24 protein-coding genes and 8 pseudogenes are annotated in these 19,230 nt (G+C 34.7%); 7 read left to right on the top strand and 25 right to left on the bottom strand.

The genetic code is table 11. The annotated features are described in order from the left end of the window. Positions 1-5: 5 nt before the first annotated feature. The 3 genes and pseudogenes from AB3U99_RS03945 to AB3U99_RS03935 all read right to left on the bottom strand — a co-directional run. The gene (locus AB3U99_RS03945; RefSeq protein ID WP_400245628.1) at positions 6-1,709 is read right to left on the bottom strand and encodes a PTS transporter subunit EIIC; all 1,704 of its coding nucleotides are present in this window, start codon (positions 1,707-1,709) and stop codon (positions 6-8) included. Positions 1,710-2,273: 564 nt separating this feature from the next. Then, positions 2,274-2,540, bottom strand: coding sequence for a pectate lyase (locus AB3U99_RS03940; RefSeq protein WP_400247955.1), 267 nt, complete (start codon positions 2,538-2,540; stop codon positions 2,274-2,276). A gap of 49 nt (positions 2,541-2,589) precedes the next feature. Then, positions 2,590-3,039, bottom strand: a pseudogene (locus tag AB3U99_RS03935) (DNA topoisomerase); the annotation flags it as partial. A gap of 210 nt (positions 3,040-3,249) precedes the next feature. On the opposite strand from AB3U99_RS03935, the pseudogene AB3U99_RS03930 reads away from it, so the two are divergent. Continuing rightward, a pseudogene (locus tag AB3U99_RS03930) lies at positions 3,250-3,606 on the top strand (DNA topoisomerase III); the annotation flags it as partial. Between the two features lie 165 nt (positions 3,607-3,771). Here AB3U99_RS03930 and AB3U99_RS03925 read toward each other — a convergent pair. After that, positions 3,772-4,439, bottom strand: a pseudogene (locus tag AB3U99_RS03925) (IS110 family transposase); the annotation flags it as partial. Next, on the bottom strand, positions 4,429-4,791 hold the full coding sequence (locus AB3U99_RS03920; protein ID WP_400245626.1) for a ParM/StbA family protein: 363 nt from the start codon (positions 4,789-4,791) through the stop codon (positions 4,429-4,431). The pseudogene AB3U99_RS03925 and the gene AB3U99_RS03920, both read right to left, overlap by 11 nt. Before the next feature lie 224 nt (positions 4,792-5,015). Here AB3U99_RS03920 and AB3U99_RS03915 point away from each other — a divergent pair, with 224 nt between their 5' ends. Next, on the top strand, positions 5,016-5,210 hold the full coding sequence (locus AB3U99_RS03915; RefSeq protein WP_400245624.1) for a helix-turn-helix transcriptional regulator: 195 nt from the start codon (positions 5,016-5,018) through the stop codon (positions 5,208-5,210). A 6-nt stretch (positions 5,211-5,216) separates the two neighbouring features. Here AB3U99_RS03915 and AB3U99_RS03910 read toward each other — a convergent pair whose 3' ends face one another. The 4 genes from AB3U99_RS03910 to AB3U99_RS03895 all read right to left on the bottom strand — a co-directional run bounded on the left by AB3U99_RS03910 (position 5,217) and on the right by AB3U99_RS03895 (position 6,723). Beyond that, positions 5,217-5,480 (bottom strand): YolD-like family protein, encoded by a 264-nt coding sequence (locus AB3U99_RS03910; protein WP_400245622.1) that lies wholly within the window; start codon positions 5,478-5,480, stop codon positions 5,217-5,219. A 339-nt stretch (positions 5,481-5,819) separates the two neighbouring features. Continuing rightward, the gene (locus tag AB3U99_RS03905; RefSeq protein ID WP_400245620.1) at positions 5,820-6,203 is read right to left on the bottom strand and encodes an aspartyl protease family protein; all 384 of its coding nucleotides are present in this window, start codon (positions 6,201-6,203) and stop codon (positions 5,820-5,822) included. Then, positions 6,200-6,460 carry a hypothetical protein gene (locus tag AB3U99_RS03900; protein WP_312095812.1) on the bottom strand — a complete coding sequence of 87 codons (261 nt, stop codon included), beginning with the start codon at positions 6,458-6,460 and terminating at the stop codon, positions 6,200-6,202. The genes AB3U99_RS03905 and AB3U99_RS03900 overlap by 4 nt, the downstream gene beginning before the upstream one ends. An 86-nt stretch (positions 6,461-6,546) precedes the next feature. Continuing rightward, positions 6,547-6,723, bottom strand: a complete 177-nt coding sequence (locus AB3U99_RS03895; RefSeq protein WP_400245618.1) for a hypothetical protein — start codon at positions 6,721-6,723, stop codon at positions 6,547-6,549. A 382-nt stretch (positions 6,724-7,105) separates the two neighbouring features. Between AB3U99_RS03895 and AB3U99_RS03890 the strand changes: the two genes are divergently transcribed. Both AB3U99_RS03890 and lgt read left to right on the top strand, forming a co-directional pair. After that, positions 7,106-7,309 carry a DUF2933 domain-containing protein gene (locus tag AB3U99_RS03890; RefSeq protein ID WP_400245616.1) on the top strand — a complete coding sequence of 68 codons (204 nt, stop codon included), beginning with the start codon at positions 7,106-7,108 and terminating at the stop codon, positions 7,307-7,309. A gap of 287 nt (positions 7,310-7,596) precedes the next feature. Continuing rightward, positions 7,597-8,396, top strand: a pseudogene (lgt, locus tag AB3U99_RS03885) (prolipoprotein diacylglyceryl transferase). Positions 8,397-8,458: 62 nt separating this feature from the next. Here lgt and AB3U99_RS03880 read toward each other — a convergent pair. From AB3U99_RS03880 to AB3U99_RS03850, 7 genes and pseudogenes are all read right to left on the bottom strand, one after another. Further along, complete coding sequence (locus tag AB3U99_RS03880) at positions 8,459-9,712, bottom strand: hypothetical protein (RefSeq protein ID WP_400245615.1); 1,254 nt, start codon at positions 9,710-9,712, stop codon at positions 8,459-8,461. 71 nt (positions 9,713-9,783) lie between these two features. Next, positions 9,784-10,385: pseudogene (locus tag AB3U99_RS03875) on the bottom strand (IS4 family transposase); the annotation flags it as partial. 236 nt (positions 10,386-10,621) lie between these two features. Then, positions 10,622-10,951, bottom strand: a complete 330-nt coding sequence (locus AB3U99_RS03870) for a TnsD family Tn7-like transposition protein (protein ID WP_400247953.1) — start codon at positions 10,949-10,951, stop codon at positions 10,622-10,624. 328 nt (positions 10,952-11,279) lie between these two features. Beyond that, positions 11,280-11,807 carry a hypothetical protein gene (locus AB3U99_RS03865; RefSeq protein WP_400245613.1) on the bottom strand — a complete coding sequence of 176 codons (528 nt, stop codon included), beginning with the start codon at positions 11,805-11,807 and terminating at the stop codon, positions 11,280-11,282. Continuing rightward, positions 11,804-12,295, bottom strand: a complete 492-nt coding sequence (locus tag AB3U99_RS03860) for a hypothetical protein (protein ID WP_400245611.1) — start codon at positions 12,293-12,295, stop codon at positions 11,804-11,806. Before AB3U99_RS03860 ends, AB3U99_RS03865 begins: the two co-directional genes overlap by 4 nt. Before the next feature lie 13 nt (positions 12,296-12,308). Further along, a complete protein-coding gene (locus AB3U99_RS03855) occupies positions 12,309-12,512 on the bottom strand; it encodes a hypothetical protein (protein ID WP_400245609.1) in 204 nt (67 codons plus the stop codon). A gap of 19 nt (positions 12,513-12,531) precedes the next feature. Then, entirely contained in the window at positions 12,532-12,969 is a 438-nt protein-coding gene (locus tag AB3U99_RS03850) for a hypothetical protein (RefSeq protein WP_400245607.1), read from the bottom strand. Positions 12,970-13,429: 460 nt separating this feature from the next. Between AB3U99_RS03850 and AB3U99_RS03840 the strand changes: the two genes are divergently transcribed. Next, the gene (locus AB3U99_RS03840; protein WP_400245605.1) at positions 13,430-13,729 is read left to right on the top strand and encodes a type II toxin-antitoxin system RelB/DinJ family antitoxin; all 300 of its coding nucleotides are present in this window, start codon (positions 13,430-13,432) and stop codon (positions 13,727-13,729) included. A gap of 11 nt (positions 13,730-13,740) precedes the next feature. Then, positions 13,741-13,992: a type II toxin-antitoxin system RelE/ParE family toxin gene (locus tag AB3U99_RS03835; protein WP_400245603.1), complete on the top strand. Its 252-nt coding sequence runs from the start codon at positions 13,741-13,743 to the stop codon at positions 13,990-13,992. 230 nt (positions 13,993-14,222) lie between these two features. On the opposite strand, the gene AB3U99_RS03830 is transcribed toward AB3U99_RS03835, so the two are convergent. The 7 genes and pseudogenes from AB3U99_RS03830 to AB3U99_RS03800 all read right to left on the bottom strand — a co-directional run bounded on the left by AB3U99_RS03830 (position 14,223) and on the right by AB3U99_RS03800 (position 17,997). Continuing rightward, on the bottom strand, positions 14,223-14,381 hold the full coding sequence (locus AB3U99_RS03830) for an HNH endonuclease (RefSeq protein WP_400245601.1): 159 nt from the start codon (positions 14,379-14,381) through the stop codon (positions 14,223-14,225). 389 nt (positions 14,382-14,770) lie between these two features. Beyond that, complete coding sequence (locus AB3U99_RS03825) at positions 14,771-15,751, bottom strand: bacteriophage abortive infection AbiH family protein (RefSeq protein WP_400245599.1); 981 nt, start codon at positions 15,749-15,751, stop codon at positions 14,771-14,773. Positions 15,752-15,857: 106 nt separating this feature from the next. After that, positions 15,858-16,222, bottom strand: a pseudogene (locus AB3U99_RS03820) (type II toxin-antitoxin system PemK/MazF family toxin). Between the two features lie 212 nt (positions 16,223-16,434). After that, positions 16,435-16,725, bottom strand: coding sequence for a hypothetical protein (locus AB3U99_RS03815; RefSeq protein WP_400245597.1), 291 nt, complete (start codon positions 16,723-16,725; stop codon positions 16,435-16,437). 20 nt (positions 16,726-16,745) lie between these two features. Next, a pseudogene (locus AB3U99_RS03810) lies at positions 16,746-17,120 on the bottom strand (ATP-dependent helicase); the annotation flags it as partial. Between the two features lie 19 nt (positions 17,121-17,139). Next, positions 17,140-17,695 (bottom strand): annotated as a pseudogene (locus AB3U99_RS03805) (DUF4372 domain-containing protein); the annotation flags it as partial. Between the two features lie 113 nt (positions 17,696-17,808). After that, positions 17,809-17,997: a hypothetical protein gene (locus tag AB3U99_RS03800; protein ID WP_400245595.1), complete on the bottom strand. Its 189-nt coding sequence runs from the start codon at positions 17,995-17,997 to the stop codon at positions 17,809-17,811. A gap of 348 nt (positions 17,998-18,345) precedes the next feature. Here AB3U99_RS03800 and AB3U99_RS03795 point away from each other — a divergent pair, with 348 nt between their 5' ends. After that, positions 18,346-18,477, top strand: a complete 132-nt coding sequence (locus AB3U99_RS03795) for a hypothetical protein (RefSeq protein ID WP_400245593.1) — start codon at positions 18,346-18,348, stop codon at positions 18,475-18,477. On the opposite strand, the gene AB3U99_RS03790 is transcribed toward AB3U99_RS03795, so the two are convergent. Together AB3U99_RS03790 and AB3U99_RS03785 are read right to left on the bottom strand one after the other, a co-directional pair. Further along, on the bottom strand, positions 18,455-18,685 hold the full coding sequence (locus AB3U99_RS03790) for a hypothetical protein (protein ID WP_400245591.1): 231 nt from the start codon (positions 18,683-18,685) through the stop codon (positions 18,455-18,457). The two genes, AB3U99_RS03795 and AB3U99_RS03790, sit on opposite strands and share 23 nt — an antisense overlap. 48 nt (positions 18,686-18,733) lie before the next feature. Further along, positions 18,734-18,958 carry a hypothetical protein gene (locus AB3U99_RS03785; protein ID WP_400245589.1) on the bottom strand — a complete coding sequence of 75 codons (225 nt, stop codon included), beginning with the start codon at positions 18,956-18,958 and terminating at the stop codon, positions 18,734-18,736. Between the last annotated feature and the right edge of the window lie 272 nt (positions 18,959-19,230).

Below are 19,230 nucleotides of genomic sequence, written 5' to 3'. Positions count from 1 at the left end.
ACTCCTTAAGCAGCAATTTTTTCCTCATTTGTTTTTTGTTTATCTTTAAATGTGATAAATGTAAATACTGCTGAGACGATAAATGCAATTGCAATACCTATTAAGACAAGAGTCAAATCACTCAAACTATTTGTAATTGGATTGATATAATACGTAAGTCCAAATACGCCTCCTAAACCACCCATAATGTACGTTTTTGCTCCAATAAGTCCAATAAATGCACCACCAGCTGCACCTGCAATACAGTTTCCAATAAAGAGAATTTTATAAGGAACCATAATACCATACATAAGTGGTTCTCCTACCCCCATGATTTGTGAGATAGTTGCTGGAATACTAATATTTTTAAGTTTAATATCATTCGTACGGAAAAATACTACAATACCACAAGCCATTGCTGCAAACTGCCCACAAATGGAAGCAGTTAAAATATAATCAAAACCATTGGCAGCGATATTCGTAATTGCCATTGGGATAAGCGCCCAATGTAATCCAAATAATACAAGAATACCGAAGCCTCCACCTACTAACGCACCTGCAAGAAGACCGCCAACTAGAGGAAGATCGTATATCGCTGAGAAGAATATATTAAGAATATTAGTAAGTTCTGCAGCAATTGGACCGATTATAATATAAGTAAGTGGTACCATAATTGCTAGAGTTAAAACTGGAACAAGAAAAGGTCGTACAATTTCTGGAATAATCTTTTTAAAATTCTTTTCAACTTTTGCTGCAAAAAATACTGCCAAAATAATTGGTACTACTGATGAAGTATAACCTGATGCTGGCATAATAACTGGAATACCCATAAAGGTTGTATAGTAATCCATAGAAAGGGACCCAGAAAGAAGTGTTCCTAATGCCTCCCCTGAAGTTGTTAGATTTACCATAGTTGGATAAACCAACACAGAACCTAACGCAAGACCAATAAATTCATTACTTTTAAATTTCTTTGATGCGGTATAACCTAAAATAATAGGTAGAAAATAGAAAAATGCATCTCCGGCTGTGTACATAAGTGTGTACGTACCCGAATCTTTAGACACAAGTCCCATTACTACTGTTAATGTAAGAAGACCTTTAATCATACCGGCTGCAGATAAAACCATTAGCATCGGCGTCATCACACTAGAAATAATATCAAGCAATTTGGCAACGACATTCTTACTCTTAACATCATCATCATTTTCATTGGCTGATGCATTACCTTGTAATCCTGCAATTCTACAAACTGCCTCATAGACAAAACTTACGGTATTACCAATTACAACCTGGTACTGACCACCAGATTTTACTACCGTTAAGATGCCTTCTTCGCCCTCTAGAGCCGCTTTGTTGGCTTTATCTTCATCCTTCAATACAAATCGAAGTCTAGTTACACAATGGGTAAGGCTTATAATATTTTCTTTTCCTCCAACACTTTCTAAAATAAAGCTTGCGAGTTTATCATATTTATGACTTTCCTTACTCTTCGTCATGGTATGCTCCTTTCGCACGTCCCTTTTATATTTAGGATTTTCTATCACTTTTAAAACACCAGTATCAAACTGACAGTCATAGACTCCTGAAAGTTCCGTGATTTTTTCAACCTTTACGATACTCTGATCTTTTAGATGTAGTTCAAGATAATCATTATGCTGCTTTTGGAAGCTGATATTAGCTTTTCCTCCTACAAGCTGAATGACAATATCTTTTGTTTGTTGCTCCATATCGAACCCCCATTAAAACCTAAGTATAATGAACTATTAGTGCGCGCTTTCTAACGGTTCATGTTCTAAATGCATACATAAATTTCCATAAAAAAAACCCAAAGCCTATTTATAGTTAAATAAGCTTTGGGTAATGCCTCCCGAAGAGTAACAAGTCCAATTTTTTTCTATATTCTATTTTAATAGATATAAATATTGAAGTAATGTTTTCCCAAGTTGTTTAAGGAAATTTAAGTACAGATAAAATTTATCATGTAACCGCTCACATGTCAATAATCTTTTTTTATAATTTTCTAAAGAGAAGTAGAAGAGGCAGACCTCCCAAGAAAATGGGGGGCTCTCATGGAGTGAAAATTGTGGTAATGTGTCAATTTAGTCGAGTTATTCGTCAGTCTAGTTCGCATATGCGCCAATTAACCTAGAAAATGCGTCGGTCTGCTTACAAAATGCGTCACTTTACCTAAGTTATGCGTCCTAGCCCAACTCAACTTAATCCAACCCAAACTAAATAATAAATAGAACATAACCAAAGCCCCTTTGATTGCAGGGGGCTTTAAAAATCCTTTAAAATTCTACATTATTACTTTCCGAAACATGGTCGAAATTGCACCATTTTTGACCAACATTGGAATAACAAGTATTTGTCATCGTAATTTCACTAGTGTTGCTATCCGTTCGGAAGACAGCCTCATCCATGTTCGTGATGAGACTACCTTCAATATGAATGCTCGTTTTGAAAGTAGTACCTCCATTTTGGCGGATCATTTTTCCTGCATCATTTGCAGTGAAATTAATAATTTCAAATGTAGAAGGGGCATTTACCTGGAACATCTTATCGTTTAAAGGCTTGTGGGGTAGATGAGCCTCGTTTTTTAATTTAAAAGGAATTAAATAGTTTATCGATAATATCTGCACGAGTTGCAACAGTTCCAAGGCCACCAGTCGATTTTAATTTGTCTGAAAGCCGTTTGTTATGAGTCTCCATATACTTCGTAGGATTTTCCATTGCCGATAACAATGTCGCTTCTGTAAAGCGTGTAGGTGGCTTTGTTTGACCTGATGTCTGTAAGATTAGTTTAATGTTTAATATTTCACCTTTTTCAATGTGAGGTAATATTTGTTCTTTTAAATCATCTGTAGATTCCACCTCATCAAATTGGTTTTCATAAACCTCTTTCCAACCGGCATTCACGATTGTTTTCCCGCGAGCAACGAAGTATTCATTTTCTATTTTTGCACGGCGCGTTAACTGCTCGTATTCAAACGCAGGGAATAGTACGGCTAGGAGTCGTTTTACGACTAAATCATTAATTTTACGTTCGTTAAAACTTTTTGTTACTTGCTTTAATTTCTGCAACGATTTCTTTCGTGTGTATTTTCATTTATAAATACTTCTTTTTTTAGCTTTCCTTTTGCAATTAATTCCAACTTTTGTTCCCATTCTGCCGTTGTAAAAGGTGAACTTAATTCTTCGGGTACTAAGTCTAATAATTGTCCCCCTTTTGATATGATGTGGATCTCTTTTACGACAACATTTCCAAAAAAAAGTCACGAATGCGGAAAACAAATGCTGGAAGTTAACGGAAGAAAAGACAAAATGCTTGTTTGTCAGGACCGTGAATGTGGACATCGTAAAAACGTCTTAAAGGTCACGAATGCACGCTGCCCACAATGTCATAAAAAATTAGAACTCAGTGGTGAAGGTGAAGGTCAAATCTTAACATGTAAATATGGCTATCGTGAAAAACTATCTGCCTTCCAAGCACGACGTAAAATAGAATCTAACGGAAAAGTAGATAAACGTACTGTGCAGAAGTATTTGAAAAACCAAAATAAAGATGTTGAACCATTAAATTATTCCTTAGCAGAAGCATTAAAAAAATTAAAACTTGATTAAATTCCTTAAAATTTATATCCGCCTTGTTGCACTAAACCAGCTAATAGGATGTCCATATTTTTCATTAAAAAACGAAAAAATAAATGCTATACTAAAAATGTTCATGCCAAATAACCTTCCTTTTTATAACCGGAAGGTTTTTCATTACTTACTAAATTGTATATTTTAAGCTAAATCAAGGAAAGTTTCTTTGCTTTTTAGTAATGCAAAAATCCAATGAACTAGTTTGTTTGTACAAGCAATCATGGCTACTTTAAAGGGTTTTCCTTCTTCTCGCTTTTTATCATAAAACGCTTTTAGCTTTTTATTTCGAGAGCCTCTAGTCCCACAGAGAACGTCCATATATAAGGCATGACGTAATCTGCTTGATCCTCTCTTGGTAATTCGATTTATCGTCGCTGTAAATTTACCTGAAGAATGTACACTTGGATCAAGCCCAGAGAAAGCAACTAGTTTTTAGGGTGATTAAATCTATCAATCTCTCCGATTTCGGAAATAATCGTTGCTACGATTTTTTCTCCGATACCGGGGATTGACTGGATAATCTTATATTCTTCTATTTCTCCTGCAAGGGCATCTATTTGATTATCTAACTTTGCTAGATGCTCTTGGTATTGGAGAAGCATTTGAATATACATTTCTAGACTTATCAAATGACTTTGATACAATGTGCTCTTAAATGGATTGCGGTTCGCTGCTTCAAGGAGTTTCTTTGCTCTTTCCCTTGCCCAACGCTCTGATCGACTCAAACATAAACCTGAAATCCTTTCCGTTAGTCTATTTTCCCCAGCCTGTAACACAGATTCTGACGTACTAAATTCATCAGTAAATAAAAAGACACTTTAGTTTAGTTTCATCTTGCTTATGTTTTACGATTGGTTGATTAACAACTATGTCGAAATCATTGTCATTAGTAATCCGATGTAAAGCTATTAAAATACGTATTAGAGCATCTTGATGCGCTTTGCTATCTCCTGCCATTTGACGTTTAAACAAGGACTCTTTTAATGCTAACTTTGCCGCAAATCCTTTTTCTCCATTAAATTCATAAAATATATCCTCCTTCCCAAGTTCTTTATCGATTTTTAATTCCCGATATTCTCCCAGGCAAGATAAAGATTGGAATGCACCAAAGGGAGTAACTATCTTTGTCTCGTAATTACCTGGATCAATTCCAACTAACATTAAATTCACCTCATTTCGTATTACATCCGTAATACCAGCTCTCTCTAATTTGCTTTCTTGTGTTACGGTTGTAATACATTCTTAATTTGAGCACAAAGGGAATATTCACTTTTTACGTTATTTTTTATAATGAAATACGTTATATATGTACTAAGTAAAATAGAAGGAATATTGTTGGAAATAGTGAATATAAATAGTAAGTTGACCACAAGGGAGTTTTAAATATGAAATCTCAAATAGGTGAAATAAGGAAGGCTAAAGGATTAATGCAGAAGTATGTTGCTCAACAGGTAGGAATTTCTCATCAACAATTGAGTGATTTTGAAAATAATAGGACTTATCCCAGGATAGATAAAGCTTATAAGATCGCTAAAATACTTAATTGCACTGTAAATGACTTTTATATTTGGGAAGACTAAAAAACCCTACTCACAATAAAGGACTTTTAATATATCTATAAAAGGTATTTTAAACGTTTCTGTAAATCCTTCAATATGAATTAACTTTGTGTTTCCATCCATTTTCACTACTTTTCCTCTAACTGGATCTTCCCTTTTCCACACAGTGAGTAGAATATCATTCTTTTCTTCATACGCTTCTGTTAGGCTACTAGTAATCTCCTCTAATTCAAATTCATCTCGACTAGGTCTTGCTGGTTTTTTAACTTTCTTAGGCTTTGCTAATGTCATAATTATGCCCCTCTCTTTATTTTACGAACTGGCCCAATTGACAATACATTAGTTAATTCGAGGCGCCACTGTGACAGAGAATTTTTGGATTTCTATTGAAAAAAAAAGACAAGAAAAATTCCCGGATTCCTATTGAGGAAAAACCGGGATAATATTGAATCAGAATCGAAAATCGGAAAAGTTTATTTTAACTGAAATCGAGTCTGAATCGGAAATGTTTATTTTTGTTCGGAAGAGTTTATTTTTGGGTTACAAGATCAATGTTAATTGAGCCACACACTCGACATGGCCTGGATGGTGATGGCAGATAAATATTGATGTAGTGGTGTTTACCTTAACCTAATTTTTTCGCACTTCCATATTTTCAAAGTCGATGATTAATTTATTTGCAAGAAAGAAGTCACTGCCGATGATGCAGTCAAATCCATGCATTTCTCTAACATCGCCGAGCTGTATAGTGAAATTATTAAGTTGAAACTCGTCAATATTCATACCGTATACTTTTTGCTCCATGCAAATTTCCGTACCGCCAATTCCATACATCTTTCGTGTAATGGCATTTTCTAAATCGAGCATCAATCCGACTTCTTCACATAAATCTGTATCTAAAATGGTTGAAGAGCAGCCGGTATCAAGCAATGCGTTATTGAATGTCTTTTTGTTCCCATTGTATTCAATCTCAACAGATACTAGAGGTAAGTGGTCATCCATTTGAAATCTCATACTCTTCTTCGCACTCCTATATATGGCTGCTCAATTACCTTTATTTCTTCGTTATTCGTGTGAAAAATATATAATTCACGATTTTGATTTTCCCCATGTAGTTTTTTATACACTTTCCATGCTGCATTACCGTTCTCAAAGTCATCAATTACTGACATTTCTTTGATGATTCTTTCTTTTCCTCTCGATTCGGATTTTAACGCTTCAACTAAGACACACCGTTCTGGAAAATGTTCGCGTACCTCAGACCATTTCATACATATGCGCCTCCGATTCATTCTTAATTTTATTTTTATTATATCATTTTTTGATATTAAGAAACCTAATGGCTTATTTAAAAATGCTAGTGATATATTTGTATATTGGTTGTCGGGGAAATGAATGTATTTAAATCAATACAAAAGAAGGAATGTTGAGGAACATTTATGCTTTCAGCAGCAATCTTGTATCTGTAACTATCATACGCAAATGGATTACTCAATCGATATAAGTGAGGTATTTTCCAATGAAGTTCGTTCATTTGTCCTCCCAAAAACTATATGCGGTGTAACTGTATTCATTTTTCTTTACAATATTGCCATCACAACTTAAAAATACAGAATTGCAATCTTTTTAACTCCCTGTCGACATAATTCGCGGCGTCACTGTGACAGAGAATTTATCGATACACTCAATGTTGGCGAAATCCCAAATGGTATTAGTATCATGAAGTAATAAAATCAGTGGGGACATCCCCGCTGATTTTTCTGTTCCAGTTATATAACTGTAAGAATTCTATATTTTAACTAATCAGGAAGTGGCTCCTTTAATAAATATTTTGTTTTATGTAAAAACATCCTTTATCTCCATAAATTCTCCACTTTTTAGTCTTATAATATAGAAAAACAATAGGAGTGAGCTAAATGGAATGGTTATCGTATCTATTAGTACTGATCTGTCCTTTAATGATGATATTTATGATGAAGGGACATGGCGGAGGTCATAAGCACCATAATTCACATTCAATGACAGAATTAGATGTGAAAATGAACAATTTACAAAATGAAAATGAGAAGCTTAAAAAGGAGATTGCTAATCTTTCAACATTGATCAAAAAAGAGTCTTAAAGCTGAAATGCGACACATTTATTTTTAATATCAGGTATAGTGATAGCCTGTCATCAAGGATTCAATATTTCCTCATGACAGGCTCTAAATGTTTATTGTCTTAAACCAATAGTTTGCTGTGTTAATTGTGATGATTGTAAAAACAACAATATCACGCTGTCAATAATAAAAAGTTTCTTTTAACCAACAAAGAGTCCTTTTTAAAACACAACCAATGAAAGTGAACGAAATCTTGATATAGATGATATAAACTATAATCGTAAAGAAAAATTAAGAGGTGAATAAATGTGGTAAATATACAACCGTTGGATAGAGTGGCCTTTGAATTTGGTCCGCTTACAGTCTATTGGTACGGTATTATTATTGGAACAGGAATTGCTTTAGGCTGGTTGCTTGCAATAAGAGAAACGAAAAAATTAAAGCTTCCTCAAGTTCTATTTGCTGATTTATTGCTTTGGGCGGTTCCAATCTCAATCATTAGTGCAAGAATTTATTATGTATTATTCCAATGGGACTATTACTCACAAAAACCAGGTGAAATAATTGCTATATGGGAAGGTGGCAAGCCATTCATGGAGCGATTATTGGCGGAGTAATTACTACTGTTGTCTTTGCCAAGAAAAGAGGTATTTCTTTTTTGGAAACTGGCTGATATTGCCGCTTCTAGCCTTATACTTGGTCAGGCAATTGGCCGCTGGGGAAATTTTATGAATCAAGAAGCACATGGAACAGAAGTAACAAGAAATATTTTAGAGAATTTAAATCTTCCAGACTTTATAATTAATCAAATGTATATAGACGGAGCGTATTATCAACCTACTTTTTTATATGAATCATTATGGAATCTATTAGGGTTTGTTTTATTACTTATACTTCGCAAATTTAATCCTAAACAGGGGGAAATATTCCTTTCATATGCTATATGGTATTCAGATTTTTTGTAGAAGGATTAAGAACAGACAGCCTGATGCTCACTGAATCATTACGAATTGCTCAAGTATTGTCTCTGGCTTTAATCGCTGTATCTATCTTGCTCATTTTATATAGAAGATGGAAGGGGTATTCTAAATATAAATATACGGAGTAATGGTTAAGTTCGATTAAGGAGGTCAGTGTTTATATTTCACTGATCTCCCTAAGATAAAAGCTTTATAATATAGTTTTTGATATTTTATTTAAAACGTTCGCATCTATTCCAAATTTACACATGGCATCACAGTCACAGCGAAGATCAGAGAATAGCACATAAGAGATGCTACACATTTGCTCATGTTGAAATGAGGGACGAAGCAGTTGAGCTTGAATTTCTTTTTCACGCTTATTAGGTGCAACTAGATAAAATTTGCAGTTTTGATGATTCATAGTTAATGCTAAGTCATAAAGTCGTAGAATACCAGAATAAATGGAGGTGCTTTTCTCCACTTCAAAAGCACAAACAATAGAGCCATTCTGATCAATCCACAGTACATCTATTAAAGAAATCGTATCTCTAACCTGAAAAGGAATATCATAGGATAGACCTAACTGCTGCATTGAAAATTCACCTAGTTTTTTTTGATTCCATTCCCGTTTATGATCATTTCTGGCAATCCAAATATGATAACCGAGAGAAGAACCTAGAGTAGCTAGATGATATTGCATTTCAGTATGATCATGGTTTTCGATGCCATCATTTACTACATCTTTATGTCTTTTTTTATTGTTTTTTTCACGCTTTTCTAGTTGATTTAGTACTACTTCATGATTCTCAGGAATTACGATTCGTGTAATCCCAATTTCAAAAAACAGTCCTGCAACTGCGCCAAGATCTTTTGAAAGCAGAGATCCATGTCGCTTGTTGAAATCTAATATTTTTTCTCTCATGCGTAGGTATTCTGTCCATGAACCCAGTTTCACTTTTTCTTTAAATAGACTATTAAAACCATTAACAATGGCTGTATTAAAAGGCGGAAAGATGGTTGGATGAAGGAAATATAAAATATTAGCCACTGCGGGTCCAAGTCCCTTTATCCCTATATTATGAAGTTTTAGTATCTCTTCTAGTAACTGTTTTTCATTTGTATTTTGCAGGCAGCTTTTTAGAAATCTGGCAAACGCTTTTTTATTATCTTCATTTTCATAAATATCAGGAATTCGAAGTTTAGGTTTCCAGTAAAATGCATGTGCGGCACCTTCAAAAACTTGTTTTTGTTCAGCTATTGCCGTGACCACAACCTCAAGTGAGGAACCCCTAAAATCATTACCAAATTCATTCTGTTCAATCTCTTCAATAACTTGCTTAATTCCATTACGTATTGTCCTAAAAGCTTTTAGTCGCTCATCGTTGTTAATAAACCATGTTTGATAAACAGATTCCATATCGGTACGGTATTCTTGGATAATTTTTTTTAAATAGCTGTCCATAGGATACTCCTTAGCATAAAAATATAGGTATTATTTTATTGTAATTCTAATCACTAGTGTTGCATAAACAGTCGCTCATAATCTAAGTAACCACGGTCAAACACATACATGCATTCTTTGTCATCTACCATGATTTCGAGTTGGCCACGGTCATGTTCTTTGGCAGTTGTGATAATGGCTTTTTCAGGGTAGGAAGTTCCTTTTTCCATAAACACAAGACGTAAATGTAACTTCACTCCCGCCTTTGTTTTGCGAAATTCTGCCTATTTATGATTCGTCAAATTGAGTGGCAAAGTGCTTGAATCTATGATTTTTAATGGCATCACAAGTTTCGTGTAGTGCGTTTTGACATGAATTTGTGATACTAAATCAAGAAAAAGCCTCTGGAAAAGGTTTGGATTCAACCCATTTAATCGCCGTGATAACTGAGAAATACTAATAGAATCAAGGTCAATTGCCTTTTGAAGATTGTCATCAAAAAGACAGTCACTTAATGCATGAAGACTCTCGACTTCCTGTAACTGCGCAAAAAGCAGTAATTTTAGGAAAGACTCGGTCGTAAATTTTTCGTATAGAAATCTAATTTCATTGTTTTCACTTGTTCCTCAAATATTTGAGAATTAATTGGTGAAAACCATTGTCCAAATGAATTTTTTCGTGTAATCTTGTCCATATATGATGTCCTTTATTAGTGGATTTGGACAGGTTACCACCTGACTAATCCATTATAAAGGACTTTTTCTTTACACAAAATGATAAAATTGAACATTTTGAGTATTTTTAATAGTGAAATTAAATTAAAGAAACACTAGTGATATATTTTATATTATTTATTTCATTATACCTTATTAGAAAATTATGACTAACTACTTTTTAACACCCATTTGTTGAAGAAATACTTTTACTTCATCATAGAACTGTTATTCGTAGGGGCTTTCCATTTCTACTATTTATATCTTCAACCACTTTACGGATATTCTTTAATACCTCTTGGTCTCTTTCTAACCAATTAACTCGGTTATTTATGGTTTCAACCTTTTGCAGTTCTGGAGAATTTTCGTTCAGCCAATTTCTATCATTCCTATATAAGAAAGTATAAACCGCTGGCACTTTCTCTCTCAATTTGGTTTTCAAAAGGAAAGGAAATTCCTTTTGCAATTGGATCCATTCACTTCGACGTTCATTTATCAAATCATTATCTTTATGGACTTTCTTCTTTGAATCACTTTCACTATTAATAATTTTAAGTCACAGTGCACCGAAATTTGTCGATTCTATAGGTATATCTGTAACTATCATACGTAAATGGATTACTCAATTTCGATTTAAGTGGGGAATTTTTCAATGAAGTTCGTTCATTTGTCCTCCCAAAAACTATATGAGGTGTAATTGTATTCATTTTTCTTTACAATGTAGCCATCACAACTTAAAAATACAGAATTGCAATCTTTTTAACTCCCTGTCGACATAATTCGAGGCGTACTGTGACAGAGAATTAAGGTATTTTCAATTCTAAAAAAGTATCGGCATAGCCTGGTATGTGTTACCGTTTATGCTATTTCAATTATTATTTTTTCTGTCTTTCTTCAAGTTTTTTAAGATAATTATTATAGCACTCATTACAAAGAGTTTTTTTCCAACGCATATCCATTCTGATGATTCCTTCTTTCCCACAGTATTCGCAGATTGCTTTGCTTTTGTTCTCAAATGCACGAACAATTTGTGAAATATCATGCCTTAATTTCTTTTTGGCATCATCATCATTTTCATTATATGGTTCAAATCGTAAAGAAGAACTTCCAAGAAAATCAATGGCCTGCAAAGCACAAGGCGTATCTTCAAAGGAATAATAAAACCTAAGACTTGCGAATTTCTCTTTTATCTGTTCTACAACAATATCAACAGGAATGCCATCTTGTGTATACCTATCGGTTATAGCCTGACAGAGTTCTCTTATCAATGGATACCACCCTCCAGAGCATTCGCATCCCCATGCCTGATAAATATTACGCATTGTAGTTCTATCCTTTATAGTCATATCTCTTTTCATGAAGGAAAATTCGTCCTGAAGTTTCAATTCATATTCTTCTTTCATTCTATATCTCCCCACATTTCATCAATAAATACTTTTGCATCATGAAATAATTTCTTGCCTAAACAAACATCCAGTAATGGGATAAATAAGTCTGAATAGTATTCAATAGCTGCCTCAATCTCACTTATTGCCATGTGGGGTTCAGCATCTAGAAAATCATACTTTATACGCAAGCTATAAGCCAGATCACCGTATGTATCCACATAAAAACGTCCATTAGCTTTAGTATACCAATTCACATAATTTACTGTCTTAAGAACTTCATAATATTCATCACACCCTACTTTCAAAGCAGTTGGGGAAATAAAAGTTAAAATATCAACCCAGGTATCTTGAAATTCCATACTTGTCTGTAATTCATGTGTCTTGCTGTCCATTTGGAACGAAAGATGCAACTCGAAAATATTCAGCTTTTCCTTTTTATATAGATACTTAAAGTTATTTTTCAACAGACTTTCAACAGTTTGCATTGCCTCTGTTCTATTCATCAGCAGAACCTCCTTAATATAGCTCCGAAAGATATAGTATTCTATCTGCAAATGAAGAATTAATTCTCCCTTTAGGATACAGAGTTTGAAGCTTGGTGATTGCCTGCTGCCTATCAAAAGAAGTAAATGTATATGATATTGGCTTACCTATACAGGCACTTTTTCTTCTAAGCGATTGTACATATTTTAATGACCAAGTATTAATAGGATTTTTCATTTACTTATTCCTCCATTATTTACACGTTATTTCCGCCTACAACATAAATCGCAGCACGATTACCAACTGTTAGCTTAGGTTTATCATTTTTTAATCTAACTTGTTTAACAGTGGTAAATGGTTCTACTAATCCAACATATTTATTGTTAAATTCCTTACCAATCTGTGCCTTAATGATACTTGGCTTTCCTGCATATACCATTTCAATATGCTTAAAAGTTTCAGATGCTTCGTTCAAATCAAATTCCTTTCCAGGTTTCTGATTTGTAACAAACTTAGATATCTCCTCAAATATTTTTTTTCGTAATTCTGAGTTTGATAATGACGTGGCAGGAATGAGCCCATAATGTTTGTTTAATAAATCATTAACCAATGTGCTAACGCTAACCTCAAGTTGTTCTGCTTCATTATTAAGTTTTTTTTCTAACTCTTCGCTTGGATAAAATTGAATTCTCATTTATTAAAACCTCCTTCATAATATGAGTGGTGGCTACTTCACTCAGTATATCAAGTAGAGCGAAAGAGTCAACGCTCAATGCAGTTATTTAATAAAAAAAATGCCCAAGGAAGTTTTAAACCTCCAAGGGCATCATACTTAGTTAGGGATTTTCAGTTTTTGACCGGCATAGATAATCGTTGATTTTAAATTGTTCAGTTTAACAATCTCTGTGTATCTTGTACCGCTACCGAGTAGTTTGGCTGCAATTGCCCAGAGAGAATCACCTTTAACTACCGTATATTCTTTGTAAGTTGGTGAAGATGTGTTATCGGTGGGATATACAATTATGCCATCATTGTCGAAAACATAATAACCTAGGTTCTAATTCGAGGCGTCACTGTGACAGAGAATTCTGGTTTTGTATTGCTAACCGTTATACAAAAGCATACAATAAAGAAAAAAGAAAGGTGGAATGATTATGGCAGCTAAAACCGCAAATATCCTTGCGCGTGTTGAACCGGAAATAAAAGAAAAAGCTGAAGCGATTATGGCTCAACTGGGAGTGCCTGCTTCTGTTGTCATCAATATGCTTTACAAACAAATAATCATGACAAAGAGCATCCCTTTCTCTCTGTCCGTTCCCACTGCACCGATTGCTATCGATAAAATGGATGCTGCACAATTCGATGCCATGATGCAAGCTGGGTTTGAAGATGCTAAAGCGAACCGTTCCCGTCCTGTAGCCGATGTATTTGCCGACTTAAGACGGGAGTTATAAGTTATAGAACGATGGCTGAAACCTACACTATAAAAATTACCACTCAGGCAGAAGAACAGATACAGGAAATCACACGCTACATTGCTTCTGATCTGAAAGCCCCGGATGCTGCACTAAATCTATTGGATGCATTAGAGACTGCGATTTCCTCTCTCTCCGATTTTCCACAACGAGTTGCCCTTACTGAAGAAGAACCGTGGCACAGCTATGGAATTCGTAAAATGCCTGTTAAAAATTTTCTAGTCTACGTCTGGATAGACTAGGAGCATTTAAAGGTTCAGGTAACCGCTGTTGTTTACGGAAAACGTGATCAGGTTCATCAGCTCTCACAAATGGATATGGATTAAAACGAATATACAGAAACCCTTTCAACACTATGCTGAAAGGGTTTCTACTTATTTTCTCATTAAATTTTTACCCATAATCTACCTTATAACGAGGTGCGACATTTCATAATAGCTTTGACCAAAAGTTCCGTGATAAGGAAGTGTTGTCAGTACTTGAACTCTTGATACCTATCCTCGGTCATCGTCTTTCTATCATGGCATGACTTGCACAATGGCTGCCAATTGGTTTCATCCCAAAACAAATCTTGGTCACCTCGGTGAGGAACAATATGGTCAACAACTGTTGCCTTCTCAAGCTTTCCCATGTCATAGCACCTCACACATAGCGGGTGTGCCTTCAAGAACCTTTTTCGTGCCTTCCTCCAACGGCTGTCGTATCCTTTTTCTTTTGTACTTTTCACATTTTCACATCATGGAAGTGAAGTGGTGCGTGCTCCTCACAGTAGGTTGAACCTGAGGGAACAAGCCTTGCACATCTAGGATGCTTGCATGGGGTAGCGGGTCTTTTAGGCATAATGCTTTCTCCTTTCTATGTACGGATGCGTGAAAGGATGAAAGCCGCATCCGGCCAATGAAAAAGAGCCTAGGAAAGACCCAAACTCCGTATAAATCCTTGGCAATTATAAGTATATTGCAATGAAATTGAAAAAACAGTATACCGTTAGTACACCATTGGTAAACCTTCGTAAACTTACTACCACTTAACGAATTCATATTTTTCAACAGAGAACCTTTCAACAAATCGTTCAGCGTCTGCTAAATTCTCTTCATTATAATAATAAAATGTCCAAAAACATTCCTTTAATAAGGGAACGATTATGTCATTGTAATAAGCTTTATCTACACCCATTATTGAATGACCCATAATTATAACTTGATTAATTTCATTTTGAATAATGAAATTTTTTAAAGCTTCATAGTTTTTCTTAATATCTTTAGTCGCTACATTACAGAAATCAATAAGGTTATCAATTCCAGGTTCAATCGAAACAGTGTAAAAATCATCATCTCCGTACTGTCCCTCTAAATCTTTTTTAATTTGCAAAGGATCATTATCAATTGATCCAAATTGAATGTGCTCCCTTACAATACCAGAGTTAAACTCATCAGCTTGAAATTGATCGGCAACTTCAGCATCTTCTATCGTCCTGAAATAGGGAGTAAACCAATTTTGTAAATGACGTTTTTCTACTTCTTCAATCGACCCATGAATGTGGAAAATATTTTCAATAGGAATTTCAAAAACATTTTCTAAAGTGCTTGTATAATTAAATGTAACATATAAGTCATTAGGATTTAAATCAAGCTTGTTCTCGGCTAAAGTGTAATCAACATTACCTAGCCACTCAAATAAATAGAGTCCCGTAAAATCATATATAAATTTTGTTTGCTCTTCCAAGTCAATTTGAAAATCATACCATCTTGAGTCACTGTCATTATTAAGATCAGGGTAAAATTCTGATAATGAATCGCTAACGCAATCCTCATAATTTATTGTCAACGAATTTTCTAAGTCACTCCACCTGTCAGAGTTCGTCAAATCAATATATTGAAATTCCTCAAAGGCACGAAAGGAATGAGGATACTTTTCCAACAGAAATTTTTTATATGCTTGATAACTAGTTTGAAATCCATGATGTATATCAAAACCATTTCCACAGATAATGAGCTTCATCCTATTCCTCCTCATTTCTCCAGTTTGGTTAGTCTAATAGACTATCAATTCAATATATCAAAAGTCTCTCTGCAATACCATAAGGCTCGTGAGATTAACTTTTTCTTCAGTTATATTCTGCATAAACCCCGATTTGTATCTGTATCGCTCTCGTAATTTGGTCCATAATTCCATTGTTAATTATGAACCCCTTTTTTCCAAGTAATCGAGTTTTATCGATGGCTTCCACTTGTTCAGCAAGGGCCATACTTCCACTGCTCAATCCACGGACTGCGGATAAAGGAATATATACATGGGTTGGTAAATACCGTTCTTATTGATTTTTGTAGTTAATGGAACAACCGTAATAACAGGGGAGTGGGAATTTGCTCTGTTATTGCTGACCACTATCACTGGGCGGAATCCTTTCTGTTTGCAAGTATCTATGTTCTCCCCGAAATTCACTAGATAAATATCTCCTCTTCTACACATTTGCTTCACCTCAACTCAAAATGTACTCTGCCATTTCTTTGTCGTGAATGGTGTATAAGATATCCAGTTCACGTATTGCCTTTTTCCTATACTTGGCTACCATCGTTCTACTAACATGATATTTGGCAGCAAGGTCATCCCAAGTGAGTCCGTTTATAACCATATCAGAAATAAAATCTGGCAAAATACCACTTAGCGAAAGAATGGCTGACTCAAAAAAATAGCAATTCCTCGAAAAGCGCGGAATGTTTCTTCACAAGATGCTCTTGCCATTCTCTGTTAATTCGGTTCATCCTGTCCTTGTAGGTGATGGCGATGCGGCCAGTCTTATCAGAAACACCACTTGTCTGAACACGCTCACCATCCGGCTGTTCAAAATACATTGATTCGATCACTTCCGATGCTGTGATTCCTTGAAAGTTCACAATCTGATTTTCAAGGCAATTTCGCTCCATGACTATTTGCTGATAACTGTGCATGATTTTTTCGATTCTTTCGCTCATACCGCACCTCCAATCCTCGCCTATACTGCTTCAATCAAAGCAGACTGCCGAATATCCTTTGTTTCCAGCGCTTTCATGACGTCTTCATCATGTGTACCACGGGTAATGATATGCTGAATTACTACCGTTTTCTTTTGTCCTTGCGGCCAGAGCCGTGCATTTAATTGCTGATACAATTCCAATGACCAAGTCAGCCCAAACCATACAATTGTTGAGCCACCTTCCTGCAAATTCAATCCATGTCCAGCTGAAGCTGGATGGATTAAGGCAACTGGAATTTTTTCAGCATTCCAATCATCGATGTCTTTTGCCGTATCAATCGTTCTGATATCAAAACGTTCACGAATACGGGCAAGATCATGTTTATACCAATAGGCGACTAGAAGGGGTTTGCCATAATTTTAAGTGCACAGTGACAACCCGAAATTGACCTCGATCATGTTCGATGGCATTCGTAAGCACTCCTTTATCTGGATAGGAGAAGCCTTTTTCCATGAAAACAAGGCGTAAGTGAAGCTTTACACCCGATTTTGTCTTTCGAAACTCTGCCCACGTATGATTGGTTAAATTAAGTGGAAGTGTACTCGAATCAATGATTTTCAGTGGTGTCGAAATCTTTCTTCGTTTTTCAAAATCTGTTTTCTTATGGATTTGGGCGACCAAATCTAAAAAAAACGTTTGAAAGAACTCAGTTGGAATTGTATTGATTCGTCTTCCTAATTGGGAGAAGCTAATCGAGTTCAACCCTGTAGCACATTGCAAATCGTCTGAAAATACAGCGTCACTCAAAGCCCGTAAACTCTCGGTCTCATGGAGCTGCGCATACAAAAGTAGTTTCAAAAAGGAAACCATATAAAGCTTCTTTTGTATAGTAATTTAATTGATGTGTTTTCACCTGTTCTTCTAATAATGTCTGATTAAGCGGTGAAAGCCATTGTTCAAATGATGTTTTTCGTGTAAACTTATCCATGCGTAAGTCCTTTATTTTGGATTTGGATAGGTTACTACCTCCCAACCATTATAAAGGATTTTTTTATGGAAAAATTAAGTTGCAGAAAATTCAGTTTTAAAATTTGTGTTGAATTATTTTAGAGCGACACTAGTGAGTGTGCCTTTATCTTTTAATTTTAGATAGTGGCCGCATCTTTGATGGGTCATAGTATGCGCTATGTCCACATAAATAGGTTCGCCTAACAATAAATTTTCTTCACAATAAACGCAACGAATCTGATTATTGTGTTCAATATGTCTTTTTAATAATTTTGCTTCCACAATTTACCCCTCCTTTCTTACTAGGAAGGATTCTTCGTTTCATGACTATATTCCTGTTATTTCACAATAATACAAAGAAACTTGTAAATTAATCATCCAATCAATTTACAAGTTTCTTTGTGACTTAAATTTTAAACTAATTTTGTCAATACCCATAACACAAAAGCAATAATTGCAATACTTAACCACAATAAATACCATTTTTTATTAGCTGCATTTTTCATTTAGATCACCCCCTTTTTAAGGTGCTGGATACCATCGAGTAGGAATATAAAAATAGCAATCAAAGTAGACTCCTTTATTTTTATCTTGTGCTATAAAAGCCCATGCACCAAGGGCTACACGCCAGTGACGATATTTATTTTTACTCCTGCAGCTACTTTTGCGTATTTACTTATCGTTGCATTGGTTGCTGCTGTAGCAACAGTAAGTAATAATAAGTTGTTTTTAAATGTTTTTACCCATGTATGTGAAAAATAATATCTAATTCCCACCACTTATATTCATAATCAAAATTTTTCTTTCTATTAATAGATTTATTAATTGCTGATGACTCTTCTGGTACCGATACTAAATTACCATCACTAAAAAGTGGATCATCTTTTTCAAACACAAAATTTTCAGGAAGGCAGCTAGTTTCTTTAGATACGTAACTATTATCAGCCATTGTTAATTCTGATATATTCATTTCTATTTCAGCATTATTTCTGCTTACAGCACGTTTTATGACTTGTAATTATTCAACTGTAAATTTACTATCAATTCCAGATTTCAATGAAAATTTACCAGTTTCTTGATTAAGATAAATATAAGGATTAGCTCTCATTTGTAAGAATTGAGTCATTTGCACTGGTTCATCTGGTGGAGGTCCTGCAGCTGATGTTAAATTAGGAAGCGAAATACTCAAAATTAATGCAATTACGATAAAACATAATACAATTTTTTTCGGTAAATTAGCCATAAATCTCCTCACCTTTTCATTTCAATTTATTTTTACTGACTAGAAAATTCTATATATTTTTTTCAAATACCTTCCAGAATGTTTTTGTTTTTCTAAAAGATAAAATTATATTTTGGCAAATTACACAAAAAAAAAACCCACTTTAATGAGCAGGGCTTTTCTGAGGTGTTCATTTAATGTGAACGATTATAGTGTGCTCTCTATTAAATTTACTCCACAATGCTAATGCTCCACTCTTGATTCCTTTTAAGAATTTATCTGTTGTTGCACTC

The sequence above is a fragment of the Niallia tiangongensis genome, from assembly GCF_044704065.1.
Lineage (GTDB): Bacteria > Bacillota > Bacilli > Bacillales > Cytobacillaceae > Niallia > Niallia tiangongensis.
The sequence above is the reverse complement of the archived record's forward strand: the minus strand, read 5'-3'. Positions and strand labels throughout refer to the sequence as shown.